This window comes from Streptomyces sp. NPDC111507 (assembly GCF_055638955.1).
In genome coordinates, this window is the sequence record NZ_JBVKBU010000002.1 from 187,498 (window position 1) to 204,700 (window position 17,203).

General features: G+C 69.9%; 15 protein-coding genes. 7 read left to right on the top strand and 8 right to left on the bottom strand.

Going from position 1 to position 17,203, the window contains the following annotated elements:
• Positions 1–10: 10 nt before the first annotated feature.
• Positions 11–1,606 carry a Na+/H+ antiporter gene (locus ACZ7M2_RS08355; protein WP_471594646.1) on the bottom strand — a complete coding sequence of 532 codons (1,596 nt, stop codon included), beginning with the start codon at positions 1,604–1,606 and terminating at the stop codon, positions 11–13.
• A gap of 61 nt (positions 1,607–1,667) precedes the next feature.
• Between ACZ7M2_RS08355 and ACZ7M2_RS08360 the strand changes: the two genes are divergently transcribed.
• The 3 genes from ACZ7M2_RS08360 (at position 1,668) to ACZ7M2_RS08370 (ending at position 3,694) form a co-directional block, all read left to right on the top strand.
• A complete protein-coding gene (locus tag ACZ7M2_RS08360; RefSeq protein WP_352045992.1) occupies positions 1,668–1,928 on the top strand; it encodes a UBP-type zinc finger domain-containing protein in 261 nt (86 codons plus the stop codon).
• A 261-nt stretch (positions 1,929–2,189) separates the two neighbouring features.
• The gene (locus tag ACZ7M2_RS08365) at positions 2,190–2,603 is read left to right on the top strand and encodes an ATP-binding protein (protein ID WP_054228129.1); all 414 of its coding nucleotides are present in this window, start codon (positions 2,190–2,192) and stop codon (positions 2,601–2,603) included.
• A complete protein-coding gene (locus tag ACZ7M2_RS08370) occupies positions 2,600–3,694 on the top strand; it encodes an RNA polymerase sigma factor SigF (protein ID WP_352045991.1) in 1,095 nt (364 codons plus the stop codon). Before ACZ7M2_RS08365 ends, ACZ7M2_RS08370 begins: the two co-directional genes overlap by 4 nt.
• 126 nt (positions 3,695–3,820) lie before the next feature.
• Here ACZ7M2_RS08370 and ACZ7M2_RS08375 read toward each other — a convergent pair whose 3' ends face one another.
• The gene (locus ACZ7M2_RS08375) at positions 3,821–4,270 is read right to left on the bottom strand and encodes a hypothetical protein (protein WP_352045990.1); all 450 of its coding nucleotides are present in this window, start codon (positions 4,268–4,270) and stop codon (positions 3,821–3,823) included.
• Positions 4,271–4,428: 158 nt separating this feature from the next.
• Between ACZ7M2_RS08375 and ACZ7M2_RS08380 the strand changes: the two genes are divergently transcribed.
• Positions 4,429–5,397, top strand: a complete 969-nt coding sequence (locus ACZ7M2_RS08380; RefSeq protein ID WP_471594647.1) for a diacylglycerol/lipid kinase family protein — start codon at positions 4,429–4,431, stop codon at positions 5,395–5,397.
• A gap of 319 nt (positions 5,398–5,716) precedes the next feature.
• A complete protein-coding gene (locus ACZ7M2_RS08385; RefSeq protein WP_006380970.1) occupies positions 5,717–5,974 on the top strand; it encodes a WhiB family transcriptional regulator in 258 nt (85 codons plus the stop codon).
• Positions 5,975–6,207: 233 nt separating this feature from the next.
• On the opposite strand, the gene ACZ7M2_RS08390 is transcribed toward ACZ7M2_RS08385, so the two are convergent.
• Positions 6,208–7,674: a sensor histidine kinase gene (locus tag ACZ7M2_RS08390; RefSeq protein WP_352045988.1), complete on the bottom strand. Its 1,467-nt coding sequence runs from the start codon at positions 7,672–7,674 to the stop codon at positions 6,208–6,210.
• 467 nt (positions 7,675–8,141) lie between these two features.
• Entirely contained in the window at positions 8,142–9,218 is a 1,077-nt protein-coding gene (locus tag ACZ7M2_RS08395) for an SIS domain-containing protein (protein ID WP_471594648.1), read from the bottom strand.
• A 288-nt stretch (positions 9,219–9,506) separates the two neighbouring features.
• On the opposite strand from ACZ7M2_RS08395, the gene nagB reads away from it, so the two are divergent.
• Positions 9,507–10,292 (top strand): glucosamine-6-phosphate deaminase, encoded by a 786-nt coding sequence (gene nagB, locus ACZ7M2_RS08400; RefSeq protein ID WP_471594649.1) that lies wholly within the window; start codon positions 9,507–9,509, stop codon positions 10,290–10,292.
• 100 nt (positions 10,293–10,392) lie between these two features.
• Here the strand turns inward: nagB and ACZ7M2_RS08405 are convergent, their stop codons facing one another.
• From ACZ7M2_RS08405 to ACZ7M2_RS08420, 4 genes are all read right to left on the bottom strand, one after another.
• The gene (locus ACZ7M2_RS08405; protein WP_471594650.1) at positions 10,393–11,904 is read right to left on the bottom strand and encodes a glycoside hydrolase family 3 protein; all 1,512 of its coding nucleotides are present in this window, start codon (positions 11,902–11,904) and stop codon (positions 10,393–10,395) included.
• 9 nt (positions 11,905–11,913) lie between these two features.
• The gene (locus ACZ7M2_RS08410; protein ID WP_352045984.1) at positions 11,914–12,762 is read right to left on the bottom strand and encodes a carbohydrate ABC transporter permease; all 849 of its coding nucleotides are present in this window, start codon (positions 12,760–12,762) and stop codon (positions 11,914–11,916) included.
• A complete protein-coding gene (locus tag ACZ7M2_RS08415; RefSeq protein WP_471594651.1) occupies positions 12,759–13,745 on the bottom strand; it encodes a carbohydrate ABC transporter permease in 987 nt (328 codons plus the stop codon). The genes ACZ7M2_RS08410 and ACZ7M2_RS08415 overlap by 4 nt, the downstream gene beginning before the upstream one ends.
• A 922-nt stretch (positions 13,746–14,667) precedes the next feature.
• On the bottom strand, positions 14,668–15,954 hold the full coding sequence (locus ACZ7M2_RS08420) for an extracellular solute-binding protein (protein ID WP_471594652.1): 1,287 nt from the start codon (positions 15,952–15,954) through the stop codon (positions 14,668–14,670).
• Between the two features lie 425 nt (positions 15,955–16,379).
• Here ACZ7M2_RS08420 and ACZ7M2_RS08425 point away from each other — a divergent pair, with 425 nt between their 5' ends.
• Positions 16,380–17,144 carry a GntR family transcriptional regulator gene (locus tag ACZ7M2_RS08425; protein ID WP_054228140.1) on the top strand — a complete coding sequence of 255 codons (765 nt, stop codon included), beginning with the start codon at positions 16,380–16,382 and terminating at the stop codon, positions 17,142–17,144.
• Positions 17,145–17,203 lie beyond the last annotated feature (59 nt).

Genomic DNA, 17,203 nt, shown 5'->3' on the forward strand with positions numbered 1-17,203 from the left:
GTCCGGCGCTTCACGCCGCTTCCCGGTAGGCCGCCGCCTCCTCCAGGTCGAGTCTGCGCAGGAGGGTGCGGAGCATTTCGTCGTCGATGTAGCGGTGGTCGCGGAGTTTCACGAACATCTCGCGTTCGGCGCTGATCATCTCGCGGGACAGGCGGCGGTAGGTGTCGTCAGCGGTCTCCCCGGTCACCGGGTTGACGGCGCCGAGCCGTTCCCAGACGGCGTTGCGGCGGCGTTCCAGGACCGAGCGGAGCCGGTCGGCGAGCGGCGGGGGCAGGGCGTTGCGGTCGTCGGCGAGGAGTTCGTCGAGGCGCTCCTCGGCGACCCGGGACGCCTGAGCCTGGGCGTTCGCCTCGGCGAGCGTCTCGGCCTGGACGTCGCGTCCCGGCAGCTTCAGCAGGCGAATGAGAGGGGGCAGGGTCAGTCCCTGGACGACCAGGGTCCCGATCACGGTGGTGAAGGTGAGGAAGAGGAGGAGGTTGCGATCGGGGAAGGAGACACCACCGTCCACGGTGAGCGGGATGGAGAAGGCGATGGCGAGCGAGACCACCCCGCGCATGCCGGCCCAGCCGATGATGAACGGGCCCTTCCAGGTGGGGGACCCCTCGCGCTCCCGGACGCGCGCCGACAGGATCCGGGGCAGGAAGGTGGCGGGATAGATCCACACGAACCGGGCGGCGACCACGACCAGGAAGACGGCCACCGCATACCAGGCGGCCTGGGCTCCCTGGTACTGGCCGAGGCCCTTGAGGACGACCGGCAGTTGGAGTCCGATCAGGGCGAACACCGCCGACTCCAGGACGAACGCGACCATCTTCCACACCGCCTCCTCCTGGAGCCGGGTCGCGAAGTCCACCTCCCAGGCGCGGTGCCCGAGGTAGAGCGCGACGACGACCACCGCGAGCACTCCGGAGGCGTGCACCTGCTCGGCGATCCCGTAGGCGGCGAAGGGGATCAACAAGGAGAGGGTGTTCTGGAGAAGTGCCTCATTCAGGTGCGTGCGCAACCAGTGGATCGGAACCATCAGGACGAGACCGACGACCACACCGCCGACCGCCGCGAGGAGGAACTCACGGACACCGCCCGCCCAGGTCGCGCCCTCGCCGACCGCGGCGGCGAGGGCCACCTTGTAGGCGGTGATCGCGGTCGCGTCGTTCACCAGGGACTCGCCCTGAAGGATCGTGGTGATCCGCGAGGGCAGCCCCACCCGGCGTGCCACCGCCGTGGCCGCCACCGCGTCCGGCGGCGCCACCACCGCCCCGAAGACCAGCGCCGCGGGCAGCGGCAGGCTCGGCACGATCAGATAGGCGGCCCAGCCGACGGCCAGCGTCGCGAAGAGCACGTACCCCACCGACAGCAGCGCGATGGGCCGCATGTGCGCCCGGAGATCGAGGTACGAGCTGTCGGTGGCCGCCGTGTACAGCAGCGGGGGCAGCACCAGCGGGAGCACGACCTCCGGGTCGAGTTCGTATCCAGGCACCCCCGGGACGTACGAGACGGCCAGGCCCGCCGCGACGAGCAACAGCGGCGCCGGCACCGGAGTGCGACGGGCGAACCCGGCGACCGCGGCGCTCCCCGCGACCAGCAACAGCAGTGGCAATACGTCCATCGTCTTCCGCCCGCCCTCGTTTTCGCGCGACATCCCACACGCCCGACGTAACCTGGCAATCATGAAACAGTGCACGCACGCCGACGAGCTGCCGCACCCCGAACCCGGGCCGCTGAGCGAGACCTGCCTGGAGTGCCAGGCCGCCGGTACACATCCGGTGCAGTTGCGCCTGTGTCTGATCTGCGGGCACCTCGGCTGCTGCGACTCATCGCCGCTGCGGCACGCGACGGGGCATTTCAAGGAGACCGGACATCCCCTGATGCGGACCTTCGAGCCCGGTGAGAGCTGGCGCTGGTGCTTCGTCGACCACGTACTGGCGTGACCCACGGCCCGGACGGTTCGACCGTCTGACGCCTGGGTACGTCAACCCGGCGCGCGCTCTTCCTAATTGGGCCCGCAGACCCCTAGCCACTGTGCGTACTCATAGGCTTACTATGAGTGACAGCAAGGGGCGGGGTCCCCAGGACAGGAAAGTCGGGAGCGCGGTAGCGTCACCGCTGAACCACCTAGCGCGTTACCCCGGGGGGCGACCCTCGGCCCCCGAAAAGAGCTCGAAAGAGCTTGTACCACCTTGGAGGTGAGGGTGTCCCAGATCGCAGGCGAGCCCGCGACGAAGGACTTCGTGGAAGTCCGGCTGCCGGCCGCGGGTGCCTACCTGTCGGTGCTGCGTACGGCTACGGCCGGTCTCGCGGCCCGTTTGGACTTCACCCTCGACGAGATCGAGGACCTCCGCATCGCGGTGGACGAGGCCTGCGCGATCCTGTTGCAGCAGGCCGTCCCCGGATCGGTGCTCAGCTGTGTCTTCCGGCTCATCGACGACTCGCTCGAGGTGACGGTCTCCGCTCCGACCACCGATGGTCACGCTCCGTCACGGGACACGTTCGCGTGGACCGTCCTGTCGGCGCTCGCGGGCAAGGTCGACTCCACCGTCGCCGAGGACAAGACCGTTTCGATCAGCCTCTACAAACAGCGCGGCGCGGGACCCGGGCCGGCGTGAGGAACGGGGACGGGCCGGTGCGGGACGAAGAGCGCGGCACACGGGAGCTTCCCGCCGGACGTGTCGACGGCCTCGACGGGCCGCGGCACGCGGTGGAGGGCGTCGACGGCATCCCCGAACAGGCCCGGCCGCACCCGGAGGACGCACAGGAGAGCCTCTCCGGCCAGGACGACGGGCAACGGGATCCGGAGGGTGCCGCGCCGAGCACGTCCTCGGAAGGGCGGCGGCTGGTGACGGGCGGGACTATGAGCGAGCACGAGCGACACGACAAGCCAGGGGTGCAGAGCGTGCAGGGCACGCAGCACGGGCCGAGCGCCCAGCACATCCAGCACGACCCGCAGGACCGCAGCGGCGCGCGGGCGATGTTCATCGAGCTGCGCAAGCTGCAGGACGGCAGCGCGGAATACGCGGAGCTGCGCAATCAGCTGGTCCGTATGCATCTGCCGCTCGTCGAGCACCTGGCGCGCCGCTTCCGCAACCGCGGTGAGCCGCTGGACGACCTCACCCAGGTCGCGACCATCGGCCTGATCAAGTCGGTCGACCGCTTCGACCCGGAGCGCGGCGTCGAGTTCTCGACATACGCGACCCCGACGGTCGTCGGCGAGATCAAGCGGCACTTCCGCGACAAGGGCTGGGCGGTGCGCGTTCCGCGCCGCCTGCAGGAACTGCGCCTGGCCCTGACGACGGCGACGGCCGAGCTGTCGCAACAGCACGGGCGCTCGCCCACGGTCCACGAGCTGGCCGAGAAGCTGGCCATCTCGGAGGAGGAGGTCCTGGAGGGCCTGGAGTCCGCCAACGCGTACTCCACGCTGTCGCTGGACGTCCCCGACACGGACGACGAGTCCCCGGCGGTCGCGGACACCCTGGGCGCCGAGGACGAGGCGCTGGAGGGCGTCGAGTACCGGGAGTCGCTGAAGCCCCTGCTCGAGGACCTTCCCCCGAGAGAGAAGCGGATCCTGCTCCTTCGCTTCTTCGGCAACATGACCCAGTCGCAGATCGCACAGGAGGTCGGCATCTCCCAGATGCACGTCTCCCGCCTGCTGGCCCGCACTCTCGCCCAGCTCCGCGAAAAGCTCCTGGTCGAGGAGTAACCGGGCAGCCGCCGGGCGGGGGCGCCGCCGCGGAGTCCCCGTAGGCGCGAAGCCCGACCCTCCGGGCGCGGATCCCGCCTTTTCAGCGGGCGCGCGACCGGTATGGACCCCGTCGGCAGACCGAAGCTACTCGGTTTCCTCGGCGGCACCGGGGCCACGGATGCCCAGCGCCCGGGTGGTCTCGGAGTTGACGAGCAGGACCAGCGCCGTGATCGCGACCACCGCGAGGGCGATTCCGGCGGGGATCGCCACGCTGTCGGCCTGGAGCAGGCTGTAGGCGACGGGCAGCGCCATGATCTGGGTGATGACCGCGGGCCCCCGGCTCCAGCTGCGGCGCAGCAGCAGACCGCGGGCGGCCAGCAGGGGCAGCAGCGCGAGCACGATCAGCGTCACCCCCAGGGTCACGCCCTGCTGCCCGTCTCCCGAGCCACCCGTGGCCCCCAGGACCAGCATCCACACGCCCCCCACGGCGAGGACCAGCCCCTCCAGCGCGGCCAGCGCGGCCGCGGCGGTCAGCCGTCCGGGACGGGGCTCTGCGGAAGGGGCGTCAGGGGTGGGGATCTGCTCAGCGCTCACCCCCGAAGGGTATCCCTCGGGCCCCGGCGCGCGGCCCGGCCCCGGCCGCCACCCCACCGCCTCCCGCACCTCACCGTGTCGAGACTCACGCCCCTATCTCTTACCGGATCCCTAACTCTGTATGGGACCGGTACCCCTCGGTAGGTACGCTGCATCGCATGCGTGCACTTCTCGTGGTCAATCCGGCAGCTACCACCACAAGTGCGCGCACGCGCGATGTCTTGATCCACGCGCTGGCGAGCGAGATGAAGCTCGAGGTGGTCACGACCGAGTACCGCGGGCACGCCCGGGACCTCGGCCGGCAGGCCGCGGAGAGCGACGACATAGAACTGGTGGTCGCGCTCGGCGGGGACGGCACCGTCAACGAGGTCGTGAACGGTCTCCTGCACAACGGCCCCGACCTGGACCGTCTGCCCCGCCTCGCGGTGGTCCCCGGCGGCTCCACCAATGTCTTCGCCCGCGCCCTGGGCCTGCCCAACGACGCCGTGGAGGCCACCGGCGCCCTGCTGGACGCGCTCAGAGAGGACCGCGAGCGCGCGATCGGCCTCGGTCTCGCCGCGGGTACCCCCGGCACGGAGGACGAAGCCGTTCCCTCCCGCTGGTTCACCTTCTGCGCGGGGCTCGGCTTCGACGCGGGGGTGATCGGCCGGGTCGAACAGCAGCGCGAGCGCGGCAAGCGCTCCACTCACGCTCTCTATTTGCGCCAAGTGGCACGTCAGTTTTTGGACGAACCTCACCGCAGGCACGGAACGATCACACTGGAGCGCCCCGGCCAGGACCCGGTCACCGATCTTGTGATGTCCATAATCTGCAACACCTCGCCCTGGACGTTTCTCGGCAATCGTCCGGTGTACGCGTCACCTAAGGCTTCGTTCGATACCGGGCTCGACGTACTCACCTTCAACCGCATGTCGACGGGCGCGGTTGCCCGGTATGCCACCCAGTTGCTCACTTCGTCCCCCGAGCGCGGACCCCACGGCAAGCACGCCCTGTCTCTCCATGACCTGACCGACTTCACCTTGCATTCGAAGGCGCCGCTCCCCCTCCAGATGGACGGCGACCACCTGGGACTGCGCACCAGCGTGACGTTCACAGGCGTACGCCGTGCACTGCGTGTGATTGTGTGAGCGGAAGGCCCCAAAGTCCTTTCACTCGAACGTTTAGACCAGGGTCCACCCCATGGAAGTACGGCTGTGACCTAGTCGACACCGAGGAATCAAAAAAAACTTTCCGGTAGGGGTTGTATCCGCCGCTGAGGTTTGCGAGTCTCTACGTGGCGATCGGGACGGCCCGCAACATCGGCCCCACAGAGAGCCAGAACCCCTCCTCAAATCACAGGACCACGTCAGGGAATCCTGGCAGTCGGCCCTTCACTTGTTGAGGGATTCGTGAAAGCGTTCACATTCACAAGCAACGTGCATGTAATACCAAGGAGAGGTAGCAGCCATGGACTGGCGTCACAACGCCGTTTGCCGCGAGGAAGACCCCGAGCTCTTCTTCCCCATCGGCAACACCGGTCCTGCGCTGCTGCAGATCGAGGAAGCCAAGGCCGTCTGCCGTCGCTGCCCCGTCATGGAGCAGTGCCTGCAGTGGGCGCTCGAGTCCGGCCAGGACTCCGGCGTCTGGGGTGGCCTCAGCGAGGACGAGCGTCGCGCGATGAAGCGCCGTGCCGCCCGCAACCGGGCCCGTCAGGCCACCGCCTGACACCCCACCCCGTAACGAGCCTGAGCCCGGCGGCGCGTACAGCGAGTACGCATCTCCCGCCCCCGAGCCGCAGCGCGCAGTACCCCCGATGCGCATAGCAACGTAAGCAGTGGCCCCGGACCTTCTGGTCCGGGGCCACTGTCATGCGCGACTTGTGGGTGCGTCAGATGCTTCCGCTTGTACTTCTGCCGGTACTTCTGCTGGTAGTTCTGCTCGCGCTCCTCCACGCACTCCTACTTGTGCGCTCGCACCGGAATGTCCAGGATGACCTGCGTGCCGCGCTCCGGGGCCGCCACCATGTCGAAGCTGCCCCCCAACTCGCCCTCCACCAGCGTCCGTACGATTTGCAGCCCGAGGTTGCCCGAGCGGTGCGGGTCGAAGCCCTCCGGGAGACCGACCCCGTCGTCCTGGACGGTGACCAGCAGGCGGGCCTCCTTGCTGGTGCCGCCGCGCACCGCCGAGACCTCGACCGTGCCCCGGTCGCCCTCGCGGAAGCCGTGCTCCAGCGCGTTCTGAAGAATCTCGGTGAGGACCATGGAGAGCGGGGTGGCGACCTCGGCGTCGAGTATGCCGAAGCGGCCGGTACGGCGGCCGGTGACTTTGCCGGGCGAGATCTCGGCGACCATGGCGAGCACCCGGTCGGCGATCTCGTCGAACTCGACCCGCTCGTCCAGGTTCTGAGACAGCGTCTCATGCACGATGGCGATCGAGCCGACCCGTCGTACGGCCTCCTCCAGGGCCTCACGGCCGCGCTCCGACTCGATGCGCCGGGCCTGGAGCCGCAGCAGCGCCGCCACCGTCTGGAGGTTGTTCTTGACCCGATGGTGGATCTCCCGGATGGTCGCGTCCTTGGTGATCAACTCGCGTTCGCGGCGGCGCAGTTCGGTCACGTCACGCAGCAGGACGAGCGAACCGACCCGGGTGCCCTTGGGCTTGAGCGGGATCGCGCGCAGCTGGATCACCCCGTCGCCGCTCTCGATCTCGAACTCGCGGGGTGCCCAGCCGCTGGCGACCTTGGACAGGGCCTCGTCCACCGGACCGCGGGACGGGGCAAGTTCCGCGGTGGTCACACCGAGGTGGTGGCCCACCAGGTCGGAGGCGAGACCGAGGCGGTGATACGCGGACAGCGCGTTCGGAGACGCGTACTGGACGATGCCCTCGGCGTCGAGGCGGATCAGTCCGTCGCCGACCCGCGGGGAGGCGTCCATGTCGACCTGCTGGCCGGAGAACGGGAAGGAGCCGGCGGCGATCATCTGGGCGAGGTCGGACGCGCTCTGGAGGTAGGTCAGCTCCAGCCGGCTCGGGGTGCGCACGGTGAGGAGATTGGTGTTGCGCGCGATGACACCGAGGACGCGCCCCTCCCGCCGTACCGGAATGGACTCGACCCGTACCGGCACCTCCTCGCGCCACTCGGGATCGCCCTCGCGCACGATCCGGCCCTCGTCCAGCGCGGCGTCCAGCAGCGGGCGGCGGCCGCGTGGGACGAGGTGGCCGACCATGTCGTCCTGGTACGAGGTCGGGCCGGTGTTGGGCCGCATCTGCGCGACGGAGACGTAGCGGGTGCCGTCGCGGGTGGGAACCCACAGCACGAGGTCGGCGAAGGAGAGGTCGGAGAGCAACTGCCACTCCGAGACCAGCAGATGCAACCACTCGAGATCGGAGTCACCGAGAGCGGTGTGCTGGCGGACGAGGTCGTTCATGGAGGGCACATCTGCGAGCGTACCTGGGGGTTTGGCCCGGCTCCGAAAACACCCGCGGGCCGCGGCGCCTGGGAGGGACCCTCAACCCTCCCGGCACCGCAGCCCGGAGCAGCAACGGCCGCGGGGTGTGCGGTCCCGGTCGGCCGAAGGAGAGGACCCGGAGCAGTCAGGGCAGAGAGCGCCGGTTCCTCGGTCCGCCTTCCTGTGCGGGGAAGACGGATGCTTGTGTGGATCAACGCCTCGCCGTAAGCGACGCCGCGTCGATCGAAGGCTTTACCTGCACATTGTGGACTAGACCACGTGCCGCGTCCATGCGCCGGCGGATGTTTGTTGTTGTCTCTTTATCGAACTTCCAACAGCATCCACCACGCAGACTAGCCGGGTTCGGCCCCCGGTGGGGGCCGGATCGGCTCATGAACGGGGCCAGATCACCTTGGCTTCGTCCACCCGCCCGGGGGACGCGCCGGTCAGCGGGTCTCCGTCACCTTCGCCAGGGCCCGCGGCGCGTCCGGGTCCTGGCCGCGGGCGATGGTGACCTCGTAGGCCAGGAGCTGAAGCGGAAGGATCTCAAGGATCGGCTGGAGCTCCTCGGCCACCCCCTCGGTGGGCAGGACGAACCCGGCCGAGGCCTGCTCCACCTGGGCACGGGGGCCGATGACGACCAGGTCGGCGCCGCGCCCGCGCAGCCGGTCGAGCACGGGCTGGAGCGCCTCGCCGCCCTTGCCGTCGGTGACGACCGCGATGACCGGGGAGATGTTGTCGACCATGGCGAGGGGCCCGTGCAGCAGATCGGCGCCGGAGTACGAGAGGGCGGGGATGTAGCTGGTCTCCATCAGCTTCAGGGCGGCTTCCTTGGCCGTGGGGTAGCCGTAGCCGCGCGAGGTGATCACCATGCGCTCGGCGAAGCGGTAGCGGGAGGCGAGCGTGCGGATCTCGTCCTGGCGGGTGAGGAGGTGCGCGGCGAGATCGGGCAGCGCCTTGGCCGCGGCGCCGTCGCCGCCGCGCAGTCCTTCGACGAAGAGATAGAGGGTGAGGAGGGAGGCCGTGTAGGTCTTGGTGGCGGGCAGGGCCCTCTCGGGTCCGGCCATGATGTCGAGGTGGTACTCGGAGACGGCCGCCAGCGGTGAGTCCGGGTTGTTGGTCACCGCGAGCGTGATGGCGCCGGCCTCACGGGCGGCCCGGGTCGAGGCGACCAGATCCGGGGAGCCGCCGGACTGACTGACGGTGACGACCAGGACGTCGGTGAGATCGGGCCGCGCGCCGTACGCCGTGGTCGTCGACATCGAGGTGAGCCCGCACGGCAGGCCCAGCTGGATCTCCAGCAGGTACTTCGCGTACAGGGCGGCGTTGTCGGAGGTGCCGCGGGCGGTGAGCAGTACGAAACGGGGCGCGCGGGCCGCGATCTGCCGGGCCACTTCCTGGATCCGCGGTGCGCCCGCCTCCAGGATCCGGCGCAGCACGTCGGGCTGCTCGGCCATCTCGCGGGCCATGATCCGACCCGGGCGGTCGTCGTCGGTCCGGGGGTCCGGGGTAGGGGCGGACATGGGGCCTCCTGGGGACGTTCCGGTCGTACGCGTCGACCGTGGCCGATACGGGGTGGTGCGTGCGGTGCGGATCGCGAGGATCGGTATCAGCATCTCATCGCCTGTGGGCAGGGCTTTGCCGGGTGTGCCGCTCCGCACCGGGTGGCGAGCGGACGTCCGGGCGGCGGGCCCGGATGCGCCGAGAAGCCGTGACGGGCCGTGGGGGGAACTCCTTTGCTAGATTGGTCTACACCACATGTGTTCCCTCACGGTTCCCGGCGAGCCACTCTCCAGATCGGCAGGCCCAGCGTGGAAGTTGTCATCGTTCCCGACGCCAAGGCGGGCGGCGAACTGATCGCCGAGGCCATGGCGGAGCTGCTCCGGCGCAAGCCCGACGCTCTGCTCGGCGTGGCCACCGGCTCGACGCCGCTGCCCATCTACCAGGCGCTGGCGGCGAAGGTCGGCTCCGGTGCCGTTGACGCCTCGCGGGCGCGGGTCGCCCAGCTCGACGAGTACGTGGGACTGCCCGCCGAGCACCCCGAGTCGTACCGGTCGGTGCTGCGGCGCGAGGTGCTGGAACCGCTGGGGTTGGGCATGGACGCGTTCATGGGCCCGGACGGCACCGCCGAGGACGTGCGGGCCGCGTGCCGGGCGTACGACAAGGCGCTGGCCACGGCCGGTGGCGTCGATCTCCAGCTGCTCGGGATCGGCACCGACGGGCACATCGGGTTCAACGAGCCCTGCTCCTCGCTCGCCTCGCGGACCCGGATCAAGACGCTGACCGAGCAGACCAGGGTCGACAACGCACGGTTCTTCGAGGGCGACATCGAGCAGGTGCCGCACCATGTCATCACCCAGGGCATCGGCACGATCCTGGAGGCGCGGCATCTCGTGCTGCTGGCCACGGGTGAGGGCAAGGCGGACGCGGTCGCGGCGACCGTGGAGGGGCCGGTGGCCGCGGTGTGCCCCGCCTCGGCGCTCCAGCTCCACCCGCACGCCACGGTCGTCGTGGACGAGGCCGCCGCGTCCAAGCTGAAACTGGCGGACTACTTCCGGCACACGTTCGCGAACAAGCCGGACTGGCAGGGGATCTGACCCCGAGGGCGCGAAGGAGCGCACGACGGGAAGAAGGAGAACGAGGAAGGTGCCGGCACCTGGGGTCCGGCACCTTCCTCGTTCTCCTTCTCGCAGGCCGTCACTCCCCCGCGATGACCTCCGCCGCCGCCCGGCCGCACACCCTCGCCGCGCCGTGCGTGGCGATGTGGAGGGCGCCCCGGGGCGGGGCCTGGGGGATGCCCATCTCGACCACGATCGTGTCGGGGCGTTCCCCCAACAGTGTGTCCAGGGCGGCCGCCATCCAGGGGTGGCGGTGTTCGTCGCGGACGACGGCGACGACGCGGCGGCTGCCCGCGGCGGCCAGGGCCGCCGTTGCCGCCCCCTCCCCCGCGAAGCTGCCCGTCTCCGTGCCGGGCAGCAGCCGGGCCAGTTCCGCGGCCACGCCCCAGGGGGTCTCGTCACCGACGGCGATGTTCGCCACGGGGGTGAAGGCGGCGACGAACGGCGCCGCGTCCACCGGCTCGTACGACGGCGCGCGTGTCACCGTCAGCGCGCGTCGGGCGGCGACGAGCCCCACGTCGGCCGGTTCCCGCTCGGCGGCCGGCGATGCCGCGGAGGCCGCCGCCGTCCAACGGGCCAGCGCCCGTACCCGCTCCGCCGCGTCCGCGAGGCGCTCCTCGGGGAGTTCACCGGTGCGCACCGCCGTGACGAGGGCGTCGCGCAGGCGCCGTACCGTCTCGTCGTCCGCGAGCCCGCCGCCCACGCAGATCGCGTCCGCACCGGCCGCGATGGCGAGGACGCTGCCCCGCTCGATGCCGTACGTCCCGGCGATGGCCTGCATCTCCATGCCGTCGGTGACGATGAGGCCGTCGTAGCCGAGTTCCTCGCGGAGCAGGCCGGTGAGGATGCGGCGGGAGAGGGTGGCCGGGCGGTCCGGGTCCAGCGCCGGGACCAGGATGTGCGCGCTCATCACGGCGCGTGTGCCCGCGGCGATCGCGGCACGGAACGGGGCGAGTTCGCGGGCCTCGATGACCGACAGGCCGGCGTCGATGCGCGGCAGCGCGTGGTGCGAGTCGACCGCCGTGTCGCCGTGACCGGGGAAGTGCTTGGTGCAGGCCGCGACGCCCGCGGACTGGAGCCCGGTGACGTAGGCGGCGGTGTGCCGGGCCACCAGGTCGGTGTCGGCGCCGAAGGACCGTACGCCGATGACCGGGTTGTCGGGATTGGAGTTCACGTCCGCGGAGGGGGCCCAGTTCAGGTTCACCCCGCAGGCCGCGAGGCGGTGGCCGAGTGCCGAGGCCACCGCCCGCGTCAGCTCCACGTCGTCCACCGCGCCCAGCGCGTGGTTGCCGGGGTAGGAGGAGCCGGCGCGGACCTCGAGACGGGTGACGTCACCGCCCTCCTCGTCGATGGCGACCAGGACGTCGTCGCGCTCCGCGCGCAACTGGGCGGTCAGGGCGGCGAGTTGTTCGGGAGAGGCGATGTTCCGGCCGAACAGGCCGACGGCGGCCAGCCCTTCGCCGAGGCGGCGCAGCAGCCAGTCGGGGGCGGTGGTTCCGGTGAAGCCGGGCTGGAGGACGGTGAGCGCGTCGCGTGCCAAGCCGTTCCGGTCGGAAGAGGACGCGGTCGTACCACTGGCGAGTGTCGTCATCGGGTGGCGTTATCCCTTCACGGCGCCCGCGGTCAGCCCCGCGGCCATCTTGCGCTGGACGATGAGGAAGAGCACGACGATCGGCACGGCCATCATCGTGGCGCCGGCCATCATCGGGGCGTACTCGGTGCCGTGCTTGGTGGTGAAGTTGCCGAGCCAGACGGTGGCGGTCTGGTGCTCCTGGCTCATGAGCATCAGGGCGTAGAGGTACTCGTTCCAGGCCTGGATGAACGCGTACACGGACGTGGCGACCATGCCGGGCGCGAGCAGCGGGAAGACCACCCGTATGAAGGCTCCGGTGCGCGAGCAGCCGTCGACCATGGCCGCCTCCTCCAGCTCCTTCGGGATGTTGACGATGAAGCCGCGCAGCGTCCACACCGTGAAGGGGAGGATGAAGGTCAGGTACGTGATGATCAGGCCGGAGAGCTTGTCGTACTGGTTCAGGTCGTTGAGCAGCAGGAAGACCGGGATGATCATGGCGACCAGCGGGATCATCTGGACCGCGAGGATGCCGACGATCACGACCTTGCGGCCGCGGAAGGCGAAGCGGGAGATGGCCAGCGCGGCCAGCATCCCCACGACGACGCCGATCACGACGACCGACAGGGAGACGATCAGGCTGCGGCCGACGGGGCCCCAGAAGTCCGCGATGTCCAGCGCGCGACGGAAGTTGTCGAGCGTGAGGCCCGTGGGGAACAGGCTCGGGTCCGGGTCGATGGCGTCCTTCGCCGGCTTGAACGCCGTGTTCAGCATCCAGTAGACGGGGAAGCCCGCGGTGACGAAGACGAGCAGGCCGAGGAGGTTCCAGCCGAGCTTGGACTTCCCCCGGCGCCGGCCCGCCGTGGCGAGGGTGCTCATTCGACCTCTCCGATCTGCAGCATCTGACGCATGTACACGGCGACCACGCCCAGCAGCAACAGCACGGTCAGCAGGGCGATCGCCGACCCCTGCGCGTAGTCGTTGACGACGAAGGCGCGGTCGTAGGAGTACGTGGTGAGCAGTTGGAACTCCGCCTCCGGGTGGCCGCCCCGCATCACGAAGACCTGTGGGAAGACGCCCATGTCCCAGATGACGGAGAGCGTCGTGAGCATCACGATGATCGGCTTGAGGATCGGGAGCGTGACGTAACGGAAGACGCCCCAGGCGCCGGCGCCGTCCAGCCGGGCCGCCTCCTCCAGTTCGCTCGGCACCTGGGTGAGCCCCGCGCTGAGCGTGATGACGACGAAGGGCACCGCGCCCCACACCACCAGGAGCATGATCACGGCCAGTCCCTGGGGGCCGCTGGCGAACCAGTTGTGGCCGATCATGTCGACGCCCGGCAGCTTGCTCAGCAGCGCGTTGAAGACGCCGTAGTCGGAGTCGAAGAGCCACTTGAAGACGGTGGTGGCCACGATGATGGGCATGCCCCAGCTGGCCACCAGCACAATGTTGATCAGCATCTTCACCCAGCCCGAGACGCGCTGGAGGAGCAGCGCGATCAGCATGCCGATGACCATGGTGAAGACGACGGACCCGACGGCGAAGACGATCGTGCGGACGACGACCGTCCAGAACTCGCTGTCGCCCAGCACCTTGGCGAAGTTGTCGAAGCCGACCGACTCGGCCGGCTGGAAGCCCCACAGCTGGGACTGTCCGAACTTCTGGAAGGAGAGGGTGACCAGGCGGACCAGGGGATAGCCCATGACCAGCGCGAGGATCAGCAGACAGGGCGCGAGCAGGGCCCAGGGGACCGCCGCTCCGCCCGAGGTCCGCCCTCTGCGTGGCGCCTTGGGGACGGCCGGTGGCGGTGCCTGCCGCGGCGGCGGCACCTTGGCGGGGGTGGTCGTGTCTGCGGCACTCATCGCGCGCTCCTCAGCGGTCCCTCAGGTCGTACGTGGTCGAAGCCCCGCACGGGGTCGTACGCGGGGCAGGCCCCACACGGTCGAACACAGGCGAAACACGCCCGGGCCGTACGCGGCCGGCGCCTCGCACGGTCGTACGCGGCCCGGCCCCGCACGGTCTGCGCGGGGACGGACCTCGCGATCCCGCACGGGCGGACCCTCGCGGTCGTACAGGGCCCAAACCCGGTGCGGTCGCATCCGGGCGAAAGCCACCCAGATCAGACCCGGCCCGAACCCCGCACGGTGGTGCACAGTCCGGGCCCCACACGGCCGTACGCAGTTCGAACCCCGCACGGTCACACGCAGTTCGAACCCCGCACGGCCGTACGCAGTTCGAACCCCACGCGGGTCGCACACGGCCTGCCCCGAACAGGTCGCCCACCGGAGCCCACCCACTCGGTCGTACACCGGCCGGGCCCGCGCAGGTCATGCACGGGGGCGGGCCCCCGCGGTCGTACGCGGGGCGCTCGCCGGGGCGGGTCCTCTCGGTCGTGCGCGAGACGGCCCGCCGGTCCTGGCCCGTCCTGCTCGGTCCGGGTCCGGTGCGGGTCGTGCGTGGTCCGAACCTGGTGCGGGCGGTTCCGGTCGGGATCCGCCCGGGTCGTGGACCGGCCGTACGCGGCCCGGCCACGCACGGTCGTGCGGGGCCGGGGCCCCGCGCGGTCGTACGTCGCCGGGTCCCGCTCGGTCGTGCGGGAAGCGGTAGGAACCCGGGCCCGAAGAGGCCCCGGCAGGCGTGCCCGGGAGCATCCCGGGATCGCCCCGGACGCACTCGGACGTACCTCCCGGAGACGCGCCCCGGGCGGACCCGGGGCGGACCCTGGACGCACCCCGGGCGAAGCCCCGGAGGTGCCCCGGGGTCCCACCACGCCTCGCGCTCACGTCACTTGGTGTTGATGACCTTGTCGATCGCGGCGTCCGCATCCTTCGCGGCGGCCTCGACCGACTTCTTGCCGGTGCCGATGTTCTGCAGCATGGTCTGCAGGACCTGGGCCTTCTCGACCTGGCCCCAGCCGGGAGCCATCGGCACGAACCAGTTGGACTCGGCCGCGGTGGCCGGAACCACGGTCGCCGGGTCGTTCTTGAGGGTGGCGAGGTCGGTCTTGTTGTTGGGCAGGTTGCCCTTGGCCATCAGACCCTTCTGACCGGCGGAGCCCGTGAAGGCGTTGATCCACTCGGCGGCGAGCGCCTGCGCCTTGGACTTCACCGGGACGGCGAGGTCGGAACCGCCGAGGAAGACGGGGATGTTCTTGCCGGACGGGCCGGGCATCACGAAGTTCTCGAGGTTGCCCTTGAGCTTGCCGGTCTTGTCGTTCTTCGGGTCCTCGGAGGTCGCACCCTCCCACGCGGCGCCGAAGATCATGGCGGACTTGCCCTGGCCGTAGACGATGTAACGGTCGGACTCGTCCTTGGTCTTGTCGCCGTGCATGTACTTGTCGACGATGGTCTTCCAGTCGTTGAGTCCCTTGATGGACTCCGGAGACGACAGGCTGGCCTTCCACTGGCCGCCGTCCTCCTTGGCGATGGAGCCGCCGGCGTCGTAGACGAAGGACATCGCGGCGTACCAGTCACGCGTCGGCTGGTACCAGGCGCTGAACTTGCTCCCCTCCTTCTTCTGGATCTTGTCCAGGTCGGAGATGAGCTCCGTGTACGTCTTCGGGGGCGTCTTGACACCGACCGAAGCCGCCACGTCCTTGCGCCAGTTGCCGACGCGGCCACCGGCGTAGTACGGCACGCCGTAGGTCTTGCCGTCATAGGTGACGGAGGCCTTCAGGCCGTCCAGCCACGCGGCCGAGTTGTCGAGCTTCGACGCGTCGATGGGGGCGAAGGCGCCCTTGACCATGTAGCCGAGCATCTCGGTGTTGCCCATCTCGACCACGTCGGGCGCCTTGTCGGTGGCGAGGACCGCGTCGAGCTTGGTGTTCTTGTCCGGCCAGCCGTAGTACTCGTGGTTGATCTTGACGCCCGGGTGCGCCTTCTGCACCGCCGCGTCGGCGGCCTTCACCAGCTCGGGCCAGTTGTTCTGCGCGTCCACCGTGAGCCAGACGGTCAGTGCTTTCGCGTCCGCGCCCTTGTCCGACCCCCCGGACTTGTTGTCGCTGCTCCCGCACGCCGCGATGGAGACCATCATGCCCGCGATACCGATCGCGGCTGCCAGCTTCCGCTTCACGCCACCCTCCTCAGGGATGCCATAAACCCCCCTGCCCACCGCGGTGACACATGCCGAAGCGCTGCCGAGTACGGCCCGTGGGACTGGGACTGGACCAATGGTGTAGACCAGTACGGGGAGCTTGGCCTAGACCTAGAGGGGTGTCAAGGGTGTGTAAGCCCGACTGGTCGTCCGTTATGGGACCTACATATGCAAGGACCTTTAAGTAGGTAAGTGGCATAAACGGCGGGGCCGTTCAGCGGCCTCACACGCCTCTCGGCCGACCCGAGTCCACACTATGGACTAGACCAACGGGTACGCCGACGGTATATAGAGGGGATCACGGAGCGTGCGGGGGGACACTCGCACACGAAGCCGTGCCACGATGTGAGCCGTGGCCGACGGGATGTCGGTCGCTTCGGCACCCGGAGCCGGGAAGGCAGAGCATGAGCACCGACGTCAGCAGTGCGGAGAACGAGGGTGGGGCCCCCATCCGTACCGCGCGCGTGCCCAAGTACTACCGCCTCAAGAAGCACCTGCTCGACATGACGGAGACACTGCCGCCCGGCACGCCCGTACCGCCCGAGCGCACCCTCGCCGCCGAGTTCGACACCTCGCGCACGACCGTGCGCCAGGCCCTTCAGGAACTGGTCGTCGAAGGCCGCCTCGAACGCATCCAGGGCAAGGGCACGTTCGTCGCCAAGCCCAAGGTCTCCCAGGCGCTCCAGCTCACCTCGTACACCGAGGACATGCGCGCCCAGGGCCTTGAACCCACCTCGCAGCTCCTGGACATCGGCTACATCACCGCCGACGACACCCTCGCCGAGCTGCTCGACATCTCGGCCGGCGGCCGGGTGCTGCGCATCGAGCGGCTGCGCCTCGCGAGCGGCGAGCCGATGGCCATCGAGACGACCCACCTCTCCGCGAAGCGCTTCCCCGCCCTGCGCCGCAGCCTGGTGAAGTACACGTCCCTCTACACCGCGCTCGCCGAGGTGTACGACGTCCATCTCGCCGAGGCCGAGGAGACCATCGAGACCTCGCTGGCCACCCCGCGCGAGGCCGGCCTGCTCGGCACCGACGTCGGTCTGCCCATGCTGATGCTCTCCCGGCACTCGCTGGACCGGCAGGGCGAGCCGGTGGAGTGGGTGCGGTCGGTGTACCGGGGCGACCGGTACAAGTTCGTGGCACGGCTCAAGCGCCCGCAGGAGTAGCGCACCTGTCGTGCTGCCCCGACCGAGATACGGACGAGGGGTTCCGTATGGCTGACGCC

What these genes read in the sequence shown, in the direction of transcription:
- ACZ7M2_RS08360 (WP_352045992.1), top strand. Translation starts at nt 1,668, where the DNA reads ATGAAACAGTGCACGCACGCCGACGAGCTGCCGCACCCCGAACCCGGG.
- ACZ7M2_RS08380 (WP_471594647.1), top strand. Translation starts at nt 4,429, where the DNA reads ATGCGTGCACTTCTCGTGGTCAATCCGGCAGCTACCACCACAAGTGCG.
- ACZ7M2_RS08395 (WP_471594648.1), bottom strand. Translation starts at nt 9,218, where the DNA reads ATGTCCGCCCCTACCCCGGACCCCCGGACCGACGACGACCGCCCGGGT.
- ACZ7M2_RS08415 (WP_471594651.1), bottom strand. Translation starts at nt 13,745, where the DNA reads ATGAGTGCCGCAGACACGACCACCCCCGCCAAGGTGCCGCCGCCGCGG.
- ACZ7M2_RS08390 (WP_352045988.1), bottom strand. Translation starts at nt 7,674, where the DNA reads ATGAACGACCTCGTCCGCCAGCACACCGCTCTCGGTGACTCCGATCTC.
- ACZ7M2_RS08355 (WP_471594646.1), bottom strand. Translation starts at nt 1,606, where the DNA reads ATGGACGTATTGCCACTGCTGTTGCTGGTCGCGGGGAGCGCCGCGGTC.
- ACZ7M2_RS08405 (WP_471594650.1), bottom strand. Translation starts at nt 11,904, where the DNA reads ATGACGACACTCGCCAGTGGTACGACCGCGTCCTCTTCCGACCGGAAC.
- ACZ7M2_RS08425 (WP_054228140.1), top strand. Translation starts at nt 16,380, where the DNA reads ATGAGCACCGACGTCAGCAGTGCGGAGAACGAGGGTGGGGCCCCCATC.
- ACZ7M2_RS08385 (WP_006380970.1), top strand. Translation starts at nt 5,717, where the DNA reads ATGGACTGGCGTCACAACGCCGTTTGCCGCGAGGAAGACCCCGAGCTC.
- ACZ7M2_RS08410 (WP_352045984.1), bottom strand. Translation starts at nt 12,762, where the DNA reads ATGAGCACCCTCGCCACGGCGGGCCGGCGCCGGGGGAAGTCCAAGCTC.